This window comes from Prosthecobacter sp., from assembly GCF_046154365.1.
In the GTDB taxonomy this organism is placed as follows: Bacteria; Verrucomicrobiota; Verrucomicrobiia; order Verrucomicrobiales; family Verrucomicrobiaceae; genus Prosthecobacter.
This window is the reverse complement of record NZ_JBJXFV010000023.1, coordinates 54,910-66,073: the sequence shown is the minus strand read 5'-3', so window position 1 is coordinate 66,073 and position 11,164 is coordinate 54,910. Positions and strand designations below refer to the sequence as shown.

At 60.6% G+C, this 11,164-nt stretch carries 6 protein-coding genes; 1 reads left to right on the top strand and 5 read right to left on the bottom strand.

Translation table 11 applies throughout. The features are described from left to right. On the top strand, positions 1-492 hold a 492-nt coding region (locus ACKVY0_RS03160; protein ID WP_409213340.1), incomplete at its 5' end, for a sugar phosphate isomerase/epimerase family protein. 120 nt (positions 493-612) lie between these two features. On the opposite strand, the gene ACKVY0_RS03155 is transcribed toward ACKVY0_RS03160, so the two are convergent. The 5 genes from ACKVY0_RS03155 to ACKVY0_RS03135 all read right to left on the bottom strand — a co-directional run bounded on the left by ACKVY0_RS03155 (position 613) and on the right by ACKVY0_RS03135 (position 11,075). After that, entirely contained in the window at positions 613-1,530 is a 918-nt protein-coding gene (locus tag ACKVY0_RS03155; RefSeq protein ID WP_409213339.1) for a glycosyltransferase family 2 protein, read from the bottom strand. Between the two features lie 60 nt (positions 1,531-1,590). Further along, complete coding sequence (locus tag ACKVY0_RS03150; protein WP_409213338.1) at positions 1,591-3,081, bottom strand: sugar transferase; 1,491 nt, start codon at positions 3,079-3,081, stop codon at positions 1,591-1,593. Positions 3,082-3,301: 220 nt separating this feature from the next. Continuing rightward, positions 3,302-5,362 carry a TonB-dependent receptor gene (locus ACKVY0_RS03145; RefSeq protein ID WP_409213337.1) on the bottom strand — a complete coding sequence of 687 codons (2,061 nt, stop codon included), beginning with the start codon at positions 5,360-5,362 and terminating at the stop codon, positions 3,302-3,304. Between the two features lie 172 nt (positions 5,363-5,534). Beyond that, the gene (locus ACKVY0_RS03140) at positions 5,535-6,047 is read right to left on the bottom strand and encodes a protein-tyrosine phosphatase family protein (protein ID WP_409213336.1); all 513 of its coding nucleotides are present in this window, start codon (positions 6,045-6,047) and stop codon (positions 5,535-5,537) included. 309 nt (positions 6,048-6,356) lie between these two features. After that, positions 6,357-11,075, bottom strand: coding sequence for a PKD domain-containing protein (locus ACKVY0_RS03135; protein ID WP_409213335.1), 4,719 nt, complete (start codon positions 11,073-11,075; stop codon positions 6,357-6,359). Between the last annotated feature and the right edge of the window lie 89 nt (positions 11,076-11,164).

Sequence of the window (11,164 nt, the reverse complement as noted above, 5' to 3'; positions counted from 1 at the left end):
ATCAAATACGCGCTCGAAGTTCATCCGACCGAGATCGCCTTCGACATCGCCAGCGCTGAGAAAGCCCTCCAGGCCGTGGATTACCATCCTGCCTTCGGTTTCAACTACGACCCCAGCCACTTCGGCTATCCGGGCGTGAATTATGAGAAGTTCATCCGCAAGTTCAGCGACCGCATCTTCCACGTCCACATGAAGGACGTCTCATGGGGCATCGGCGACGGCACCGCCGGCGTCTTCGGCGGCCATGTCGATTTCCATAAGCCCAGCCGTTACTGGGACTTCAAATCCGTTGGTCGCGGCAAGATCAACTTCGAGCTCATTATCCGCGCCCTCAACGACATCGACTACGGCGGTCCGCTGAGTGTCGAATGGGAAGACGGTGCCATGGACCGCGAGTTCGGTGCCGCCGAATCCGCCGCCTTCGTCAAGAAGATCGACTTCCCACCGAGCAAAATCATCTTCGACGCCCAATTCGCCGAGGCGAGCAAGTAGGACAGGCATCCTGCCTGTCACCAGTGCGGCGGGCATTCTGCCCGTGTTCTGTTCTTCAACACTCACACGGGCCGTGGATGTCCCCGTTCCTGGGGTGCTGCCTTCGATGCGGCCGCGACTTCAATCCTTCTGGAATTGATGGTAGTCCCGCAGCCACAAGGCAAACCCCAATGGCAGCGTGGTGAGCCACAGTATGCGTCCGTTGTTCCCTTTCAGCTCGCAGATCTGCTGCAAGACACCCACGCCGCTTAAAAGCGCGAAGCGGCTGTATTGCGTGGCAGCCCGCAGCAGGCGCAGCGGGGCGGTGCAGAACCAGCCGCTTTCGAGATCAAGCACGCCTTTGAACATGAGGCGATGCCCGGCGGCATTGGTGCGCGGATTGGAGCGGCCATGGACGAGCGAGGGCGCGTCCATCCAGTAGGTGCGCAGTTCCTCGTTGATATGACGAGTCATGTAGTACTGCGAAATCTGGCACCAGATGAAGGACTCAGGAATGAAGTTGCCCGGCACATCAGCGGGGAACGGAAACTGCCGCAGGACATCGAGACGGAGGCAGCCCCACTTCTCGCCACGGATTTTATAACGGTATTCGAGGGCGGCGGCGGAGCAGTCGAGCGGATCAACCGGGAAGCGGGTGCCGACGAGTTGGCCGTTCTGATCGCGGCATAGGCCGGTGACCCCGGAAAATGAGTCGCGTTGGGCCGCTGGGATGTTTTCCCAATGATGGCGCAGGCGTTCGAGCGCCTGCGGCAGGCAGCCATCGTCGGAATCGAGCTTGAGCCAGAGCTGGCCGAGGGATTCGCGCAGGGAGAGGTTGTGCGCATGATGCGCGCCGCGATGCGGCTCCTGCAGGTAACGCATTGGAAAACCGGCCTCGGCTTGATAGCGAGCCATCAACTCCGCCGTGCCGTCGGTGGAGCCGTCGTCGATCACTAACCATTCAAAATCGCGACAGGTCTGCGCCTGCAAGCTCGCGAACACGCGGTGCAGCGTGTGGGCGCGATTGTAAGTGGGCGTGTAAACCGTGAAAAGCGGCATAGGGGTGGATGACGAGTGTCCGTGTCCATGGCGGGACGCCACCACGAATTCACGCAATCCTCAGTACGCGTTGTCGCGCTTGAAGAAGGTGAGCATCATGATCTGGAGGTCGAGCCAGAGGCTCCAATTTTCGAGATACCAGAGGTCGCACTGGATGCGTTCGCTGAGATCGGTGTCGCCGCGCAGGCCGTTCACCTGCGCCCAGCCGGTCATGCCGGGCTTCGAGTGATGGCGGGCATTGTAGTGTGGGATCTGATGCTTGAAGTCGGCGATGAGTTCCGGACGCTCGGGACGCGGGCCGACGAGGCTCATCTCGCCTTTCAACACGTTCCAAAACTGCGGCAGTTCGTCGATGTTCCATTTCCGCATGAAGGCACCCACACGCAGGCGGCGCGGATCATCTTTGACGCACCATTGCGCACCGTTGGCCTGCTCGGCGTTGAGCTTCATGGAGCGGATCTTGATGATGTCGAAGGGCACGCCGTTCACGCCCCAGCGGCGCTGGCGGTAAAACACCGGGCCGCGTGACTCCAGCCACACCATGGCGCTGAACAGAGTGACGATGGGAGCGCTGAAGATGATCCCGGCCATCGCACCCACGATGTCGAGCGTGCGCTTGGCAATCACATTGAGCGTGCCATCCAGCGGCAGCCGCGTGACGCCAAGCACCGGCGTCCCCGCGATGGTTTCCAGGGTCAGACCGGAGACAAAGACGCGAAAGCAGGACGGGATGACCTTGAACTGGATCATCTCCCGCTCGCAGAGGTTTGCCAGAGCCACCATCTGCTCACGTGGGCCGTGCAGATCAGCCACCACGACCATGTCCGTGGCGTGCGTGGTCACGAGGTGCTCCACTTCGTCCAAGCTGCCCAGACAGGGGAAAGTTTCTTCCTGCGGTCGATGAGCATCGCCCGCCGTCGTCTTGACCCAGCCCAGGATTTCATAAGCGCAGGCATGGTCACGCTTGAGCGTTTTCCACAGGCTCAGCGCTTCCTCGTTCCAGCCCACAAACAGCGCGCGCTGCCGCAACGCCTCGATGCGGCCCGGTGTGCGCAGAAAATTCAAGAAGGCCTCGCGCCAGCCCAGCAGCAGCAGCAAAGCCGTGGCGCCGTTAAGCATCACATAAACGCGGGAGATGCCGGGCTGTAGGTTCAGCGCCAAAGTGATGGCCAGAAAGCCCGCCGTCCAGATCAGCACAGCCTTGGCGATCTTGGAGGAGATCCAGCGGTTGCGCAGTAGCACGTTCTGTTGGTAAATATCCTGCCAGCCAAGCACCAGCACCAGCGAGAGGCTGCCCAGGGCCATATGGCCGCCATACTGCCGGAAGGTCATCGCGTTGAAGTTGCCGAAATCCCGCAGAACCGTGTGAAAGCGCAACCAGTAGGCCAGATAGGCCGCCAGCACGGCCATGATCAAATCTCCCAGGATGCTGATGAGCACCCAAAAATGCGGCGACACCTGCTCTTTCTCCCGCCACGCACGCCGTACCTCCAAAGCCTGCGACATGCTCGGTGCGCTAAGGAGGCTGGCGTTGGAGTTGGTCAGGTTCATCGTCTGGCTGGCTTGTTAATAATTGAAATTATATTCATTATAACCCGACCAGCAAGGCATTATTATGACAATTATCTTATATTTGGCGGATTGAATCAATCGGGTGGCTCACTTTTGAGAAAAACTGCCAATTTTGGCCCTTCATCATCAAAAAAAAGAACCCGTATGCTGGAGTCTCGAACTCCAGCACGCGGGTTGCGCTCGACACACCATCTGCCGCTCAAAACGTCATCTTAACCCCCGCCACGACTCCCCGCCCCGGCAGGGGAACTCGATCCTTGAGGAAAGAGGTGTGCTCACGGGCGTCTTCGTTGGTGAGGTTCATCCCTTTGACATAAAAATCGGTTGTCGTCGGCCCCTGCACCACCCTGTAGCTCAGCGTGAGATTGACGAGGAAGTAACTGGCGGTGCCAAACTCATTGGCCCCCAACCGCTGCTGCGGCGCGGTATAGATGCCTTCGAGTCTGGCCCCAAACGCCCCGTGCTCCACGATCCACGCGCTGGAGAGATGGAACGGCGGGATGCGTGGCAGTGAACGCCCAGAACGGGCATCACGCGCACGCACCGCATCCGCCTTGAACTCCCAATGCAGGTTCGTACCCGCCTGCGTTGGCTCCGCCGTGACGGGATGCAGCAGATGGAAAGTCGTCTCCAGCTCCGCGCCGAGGAACTGCGCCTGCACAGCCTGGTAGCGATACTCCGGCGTGCCGCCAATGAGGACTCCCGTGCCAAACTGGCCGATGAAGTCGTTGTACCGGTTGTAGTAGCCACTCACACTCCCCGTCACCCAGCCCGTGCGTTTGCGCAGGCTCAGATCAAAGCCGAGCGAGCTTTCGACACCAAGATTCGCATCGCCCACCTCGAAGGTGTTCGTGGCTAAGTGCTCCCCGTTCGCAAACAGTTCCTGGCTGGTCGGCGCACGTTCGGCATGCGTGATGGTGAATGCGGCAGAGTACTCGTCATTCGGATTGAAGACGACGCCTACCGAGCCGCTGAGGTTGTCGAAATTACGGCTGCGGGCCGGGCCGAACACAGCATTGTTCAACGCCTCCACCGAGATGCTATCATAGCGCCCGCCAAACTGGAAACTCAGCGGCCCCCGCGTGATGTCCTCGAAAAAGAACAGCGAGTTCGACTGCGTGATGTTCGGCGGCAGGAAGGCCTCCGCCCCCGCGATCAGAAAGTCGCTGCGGTCCGATTGAAAGCCCACCACCCCTTCCATCCCGGCGAGTTTCTCATGCTTGGCCTCGATACGGAAGTCATAGCCGTCGTTTTTGAACACCGTGTTGTCCATGCCGTCCTCGAACTCAACGTGCTCATAGTCCGACCACGCAAAGCGGTAGCTGATCTCCTTGATGTGCGGCAGCGGCTTGTAAAACGCGCCACGCACATCCAGGCGCGTCTGATTCAGGTCGATGAACACGCTTTCCTCCGCTGGTGAGCCGTACAGAGAATGAAACTCCGTCCAGGCGAAACCGACGAAGCCGCCGTCCCAAATGTAGCTCAGGCCGCCGGAAACGCCCTGCGAGCGCAGATGGCTGTTCGGCACGCTCTTGTTCGGCTCCAGATCACCCGCTGGCAGCGGATTACGCTCTTGCTCACCCACGGTGCGTGCGTTTCCAGGAATGTGAAAATCTTCCGCCGCCCTCGTGAACGCCTCCACATGGAAGGCCAGCCCCTTCCAGCCGCCCTCAAGCATCACATTCGACTGATATCCGCTGTCCACGGAGGAAAACCGTCCGCCCATCGCGCCACGCAGCGTGCCATCGAGCCTTTCGTCCACAATGCGGCCGTCAATGGCATTGACCACCCCGCCGATGGCATTCGAGCCATACAGCAGCGTCGCTGGCCCACGAATCACCTCCACCGACTTCAAATTCGCCGCATCAAAACTCACCGCATGGTCAGGACTCGCCGAGGAGGCGTCAAGCGTGTTCAACCCGTTCTGCAAAATGCGCACGCGATCCCCATCCAGACCCCGAATGATGGGCCGGCTCGCCGCCGGGCCGAAATACGAGCTGCTCACCCCCGGCAGCCGCGCCAGCGTCTGCCCCAGTGAAGGTTCGACCGCCAGATTCAACTTCTGCCCCGTCAGCACCGAAGTCGCCTGCCCCTGCTGAAAGAGCGGCCGGTCCAGTGGCGCAGAAATCACCATTTCATCCAGCGAAATGACCTCCTCGTCGTCATGCGCACGCGCCGGATCATGCCGTTGCTGAGCCATGGAGTTCAAAGTGGAGCCAGCGGCCAGGACGAGAAAGAAAAGGAAGTGTGGGGTCTTCATGCGCGGTTTGTGATGCCATAAATGATAAATGCAATCTCTTTGCAACTGCAAGTGATTTGTATTTATTAACGCATGACTCATTCTTTCCCGCTCACAAACGCCGAGTTTAAAAAAGCTCGAACGCCTGGATGCAGCTACCTGATCCTTTCCCGCAATGGCTGCCGAATGAGCCTCAGGCATCCTGAGAACTCCCTGCGCTGTGCTTTTTCATCCACCGCTTCGCACACTCACTCTGCTCGCGGGTTTCCAGGCAGCACATCCGACGGGCACGAATCCACTGCACCGGATCAGCCTTCGCCGGGATAAAACCCGCCTTCGCACACCACGCGACGATGAACTGCCCCGTCCGGCCGCAACCTGCCACACAATGCACCACCACTGCCTCTCGTGCCGCGTGATGCTTGTCCATCAAGCTCACGAAGTGCTCGATCTGGGCATCCGTGGGCACGCCGTAGTCAGGCACGTTGATGTGGTGATACACAAACTGCTCCGGCACATCGCGACGATTGTCGAACTCGCAACAGTTCACGACCGCCCGGATGTTTTGCTCCTCGTAGATGTCGAAAACATACGGATCAGGCCACCACGACGCCGCGATGACACCCTCCACAATCCAGGTGAAGGGCTCGGTGCGTTCGGGCTGGCCTCTTTCAGGCCAATACCAGGGGCGGATCGGTGGCGGCATGCGTGTTTCTGCACTCGCTGCGCCGTGATTTCAAGGCGCAGCGCCTTAGCTAAAGCATGTCTTTGACTCAGGTACCGCAGAACGTCTGATACGAGTCCAAGCCAGAAGGTTCGCAGAACTCCGGTAGATCCTACGTGAGATCGTAGAGTTGAGCCAGCACCGTCAGCAGGCGATGCATTGGATTCAGCTCCCCCTGCTCCGTCGTTGTCATCATTCATGACACGAACGAAGCACATGCGGCCTCCACGCTCCACACCCAACGGGAATGCACGCGCTCACGCTGAAGAAGATCGAGCCGTCACCTTTTTCTCACGGCACTTGGACACTCAGGCGCATGAAGTAGCGCTGGCTGACGAGGGCGCTGTCAGGCATGCCGACGTCAATGAGCACACGTCCTGCGGCAGGAGCGCCGCTGGCGATATAGGGTGAACCGCCACCGAGCCATGCCCAGCTACCGTTGCCGACCTTGCGAGCGACCGTGCTCCAGGTGCCGGTGAGCGTGCTGTTGCCCTCAATGAGGTAGGTGACATCGGACGGTGCGGGGGAGGGCAGATTCAATCGCAGAGCAAGGGCACCGCTGCTCATCAGCGGACTAATGTTCGCGAGATTGGTCGAGTTTGGCTGGAGGCCGAGGGCGTACTCAAGGCTGTTGCTGAGGCCGTCGCCATCAGGATCAGCGGTGACAAGCGCATTGGCACCACCGCCTGGGAACTGGGCGCTCTGCCAGTAAGCAAAACCGATGAGAGCGGACGTAGTCACGTCACTCTGCCAGATATGCCCGGTGTCTCCGACGGTGATGAAGGTATTGGCAAAGAACGTGGCAGCCTTGCGTGTCGTCACACCCGAGGGAGCCGCATATTGCGTCCAATTTACGCCGTCGAGTGAGAGCACATCGACATTGGCATCCGCTGCGGATTGGTCAACACCAGCGGCGAAGTACACGCCATTGCCATAGGCAAGACCGCGCACTCGCTCGGTGGGAGTGGTTCGTGTGGTGGTGAAGGTCTGCCCATTGTCCGTGGAAGTGCGCAGTTTGGAATACCAGCCGCTGGCCACGAAGCGGTTGTTTAGCCAGGCGATCTTGCGCAGGTCCTGCCAGGAGGCGACACCGCTGCCGGCGGAGTAGTCAGTCCAACTGAGGCCATCTGCCGAAGTGAAGACTTTCGGGGTGCCGCTGCCGCTGGAGTAGCCGGTCATCACAAAGGTGCTGCTGCCATAGGCGATGCCGTCCAGGTTGGAGGTGCCAAAGCCGGTGATGGTGCTCCAGGCGGTGCCATTCGTGGAGCGCATGACGATGCCGTCATCGCCGCAAGCCACCAAAACCCCGCCAGGTGTGACGGCGACGCTCCACAGGCCAGTGTTGGCCGTACTTCCCAGCAAACGACGAGTCCAGGTAGTGCCAGTAGGCGAGGTGTAAATGATGCCGACCCAGCCGGGGATCGCGAAATTATAGTCCTGACCAACGACGACGAACTGTGTGCCATCCCAGACGACGCCGTAAAAAGTAATGTTGTCGGCATATTCGGTAATCGTTCGCTCGGTCCAAGTCTGACCATCCGCAGAGGTGCGGATGACGCCGTTGTCACCCACGGTAACGAGCGTGCTGCCATTGTGGGCGACGGCCTCCAGGGCATGAGTCGTGCCGCTGGTGCGCTGGGTGAAGGTGCGCGCGGGATCACTGATGGTAATGCTGCCATTCAGCGTGCTGATGCCGCCACGCCCGTCACTGACCCGCAGCGTGTAATTGTAAGTGCCGCCAAAAGTGAAGGTGACAGAAATCGCCGGGCCATCGAGCACTGGGAGCGTGCTACCAAAATCCCAAGCATAGTTCAGAGTGCCACCATCGGCATCGGTGGCACTCGCAGCAAAGGTGATGGGTGCGCGTGCGCTGCCAGTGGCGGGGGCGGTGGTCAGACTCTGCACGGGTGCGGCATTGGTGGGATAGAGGCTGTTCGTGCGGCGGGAAATGTTCGTATCCTGCACCGTGATGAAGCGGCCATGGCCATACGCGGCTGCATCGGCATCACCGACAGCGGTATTGCCACCGTTCACCGTCGTGCGACTCCACAGCGTGCCGTTGGTAGAAACGAGCAGCGCAAACGGTGTGCCGCTTTCATCCATGGCCTTGGCGGTGCAGAGCAATGTCCCATCCTCCGCTCTGGCGATGTGGTAGGTGCTCCAGCGCGTCGTGCCAGGCAGGCCGGCAGCGCTCCAGGTCAGTCCGCCATCCGTGCTACGCTCGATGCCACCATACCAGCCTGTGAGGTAAACCGCGCCCCCAAGGGTGAAGATGGAGTCGATGTCATAGCCTCGCGTGCTGCGCTGCGTCCACGCCACCGCATCTGGCGAGGTCCAGACAGTCTCCTCACGAGTGCCTGCCGCGTTGCGCTCAATGGCGATCCATTGCGCGCCACTCCACGTCAGCAGGCGAAAATCCGGCATTGCAGGCACATTCGCCGCAAGCGTCCAAGTTCGACCGTCGATGCTGCTCAGTACGATGCCGTCATCTGCCACTGCGACGAACCTGCCGTTGCCATGTGCCACCTCTCGAATCTGTGGCAGACCCGTGGGAAAGCTGGCCGTGTACCAGAGACGCCCGTCCGGCGACCAGGCCAACTGCGCCCCACCACCAGTCGCCAGGCCACCCATGACGAAGACATCATTGCCGAAGGCCAGCTTGCCTGAGTTGTCGAAATTCGTCGGCTGTCCTACGCTGCTCCAGGTGACGCCATCCCAGCTCAAATAAACATCACCAAAGTATTCGGAAGCCACAAAACGACCTTCCCCATAAACCACGTCATCCATGTAAGTGCTGCCGGGCGCAGAGGTGGTCCATGTATCGATGGGATCGGTAACAGTCACCGTTTTCGAGACCGTCACCGTGCCGCCCTTCATATCACTGACCGTCGCGCTGAGATTGTACGTGCCGCCGACAGTCCAGCTCATCGTGAGTGAGTTCGCATTCGCCCGCACGATGCCATCCGCACTGTTCCAGTAGTAGGCCAGCGTGTCGTTGTCGGTGTCATTGCCGGTGACGGAAAAGGTGGCGCTGCTGCGTGCGGCCAGTGAGCTGGGGCCGCTGATGGCGGAGCTGGTCGGCACCGCATTGCCTGCGAAGGCCCCCAGGTTCACCCGCACATCCAGATAGGCATCCGCACCGGCGCCACCGGTGGCCAGCGGCGTGATGTGCGCATTTGCCGCTCCATCACTGAACGTGCGGCCGATGGCGATGCCTGCGTCCGTCTTGTCGCCACTGGTGGCCGGCGTCGTGTCCAGCAGCCAGCAGCGTGTCTGCCCGGCTCGTTGCCAGTTCAAATAAGCGCCCTGCGCCAACACCGGCACGCCAGGATAAAGCGCACGATAGTTCAGCCAATAGTACTCCTCGCTTCCCGGCGTGGCGACTTTGGTCACACGCACGCCGCGGTATGTGCCGGTGGTGTAGCGATCATCCACCCGATAGATGCGGTAGGTGCCTGATCCCAGCGCTGTGGCATCAGCCCACTGTGCCGACGTGAGCCAGTCCAGCTTCGCCTTCGCCTGCGCATGAAAATGCGCCTCCGGCAGGTCGCCGCCACCCATGACATCATAAGGGTCACCGTACTCCACCGTGGCACCCGTGCCACTGACGCTGCCATCACTCGTCTGCCAGAAGCTCGCGTGACCGATGCCGTAATTGTGTCCGAACTCATGCACATAGGTGTCCACGCTGTTCGTGCCCTGCATCCAGAGATTGCCGCCCCCGGCCAGACCCGCGTAACTCACACCGCCGCTGATCATCCCGATGCTCGGAAAGATCACCCCCACGATGTCATAGTTGCCAAGGCCATTGTCACCGCTGCCACTGTTATACACCGGCCCGATGTCGATGCCCGCATCCGGCCCGCTGCGGTTATTGCGGAAGCTGTTGCGCGCATCACGCAGCAGCTCGGAGTTCAGACCGCTGCCACCATTGACATAAAAAGCCGTCGTCTGCGGCACCCGGTACACATTCGCACTCACCGTGCCGGTGATGAAGGTCTTGTTGTAGGACATCGTGCGGATGTGCTCCGACGACTCCGCCAGCGCCGTCGTCGTTGCCGCCTGGCTGCCAAAGCCTCCCGCGTTGTCGGAAAAGTCGATGCGGATGATGAAGACCCTCTTCTCCGTCTCCGTCCATGCGCTGGCCTGCTCCTCCGCAGCAGATGAAGCTCCCTCAAGATCAAACCCACCGCCTGCAGCGCCATCCGCCGGCACCGGCTGATAGGCAAAAATACGCTCCGAAGCCGCCACGGGTCCCGGCTTCGTGTCCAGACTGCGCAGCGCCTCATCCAATCGCGTCAGTTCCGTGACATCCCCAAACGCAAACACCTCGCCACCAGCCACCGCGAGCACCTTGGGGCCGGACAGCGCCTTGCCCGTGGCAAAACTCCGCTCCAGCCCCCCAGCATGCGTCGGAAACTGCGCTGCCTCCTTGGCCGACACCGGCTGAAACACCACATCTCCCACCGCCGCCACACCATCCAGCACCACGCCTTGCAGCGGAATGGACTTCTTCCCCGTGATCTCCGCCCGGCTGCCAAACACGAAGGCCTCCACATGCGAGCCATCTTTGAAATGCAGTTCCACCACCGCCTCACGGCCATCAGGCGATGCTCCGCCGCAAATCGGCAAATAAACCATCTCCACTCGCTCATTGAACGGCCGCTCCACCCAAGTCCGCATCTCCGGCGGCAGCGCCGCATACTCTGAAAAGCTCACCGCCTCCGCCAGCGCCTGCCGTGGGGCCTCACGCACCAGTCGGCTCATCCGCTCCCGCCGCGTCTTGGCTAAGGCGATGCCAGCTTGCAGCTCCGCCGGTTCCACCGCCACCTCCGTCTTGCTCACCCACGCCTTCCAGGCCGCCTGGTCGATCTGCGGCATCGCTGCCCTCACTTGCCGCACCTCCACTTTCTCAATCGGTCGCGTCACCTCACCTCCCGGCCTCAGCCCAAACCAAAGAGTCACCAACAACAGCAACGGCAGGCCAACTGACCAGAGAGGACGTTTCATAATTCAAAAAGAGTGTGGCTGGAGCGCATTGCCGACCGACAACACACCCCAGCGTTAACACCGATGCAAACGACCGCAATAACTCCAGC

Coding starts and splice junctions, on each gene's coding strand:
- ACKVY0_RS03155 (WP_409213339.1), bottom strand. CDS start 1,530: ATGCCGCTTTTCACGGTTTACACGCCCACTTACAATCGCGCCCACACG.
- ACKVY0_RS03150 (WP_409213338.1), bottom strand. CDS start 3,081: ATGAACCTGACCAACTCCAACGCCAGCCTCCTTAGCGCACCGAGCATG.
- ACKVY0_RS03145 (WP_409213337.1), bottom strand. CDS start 5,362: ATGAAGACCCCACACTTCCTTTTCTTTCTCGTCCTGGCCGCTGGCTCC.
- ACKVY0_RS03140 (WP_409213336.1), bottom strand. CDS start 6,047: ATGCCGCCACCGATCCGCCCCTGGTATTGGCCTGAAAGAGGCCAGCCC.
- ACKVY0_RS03135 (WP_409213335.1), bottom strand. CDS start 11,075: ATGAAACGTCCTCTCTGGTCAGTTGGCCTGCCGTTGCTGTTGTTGGTG.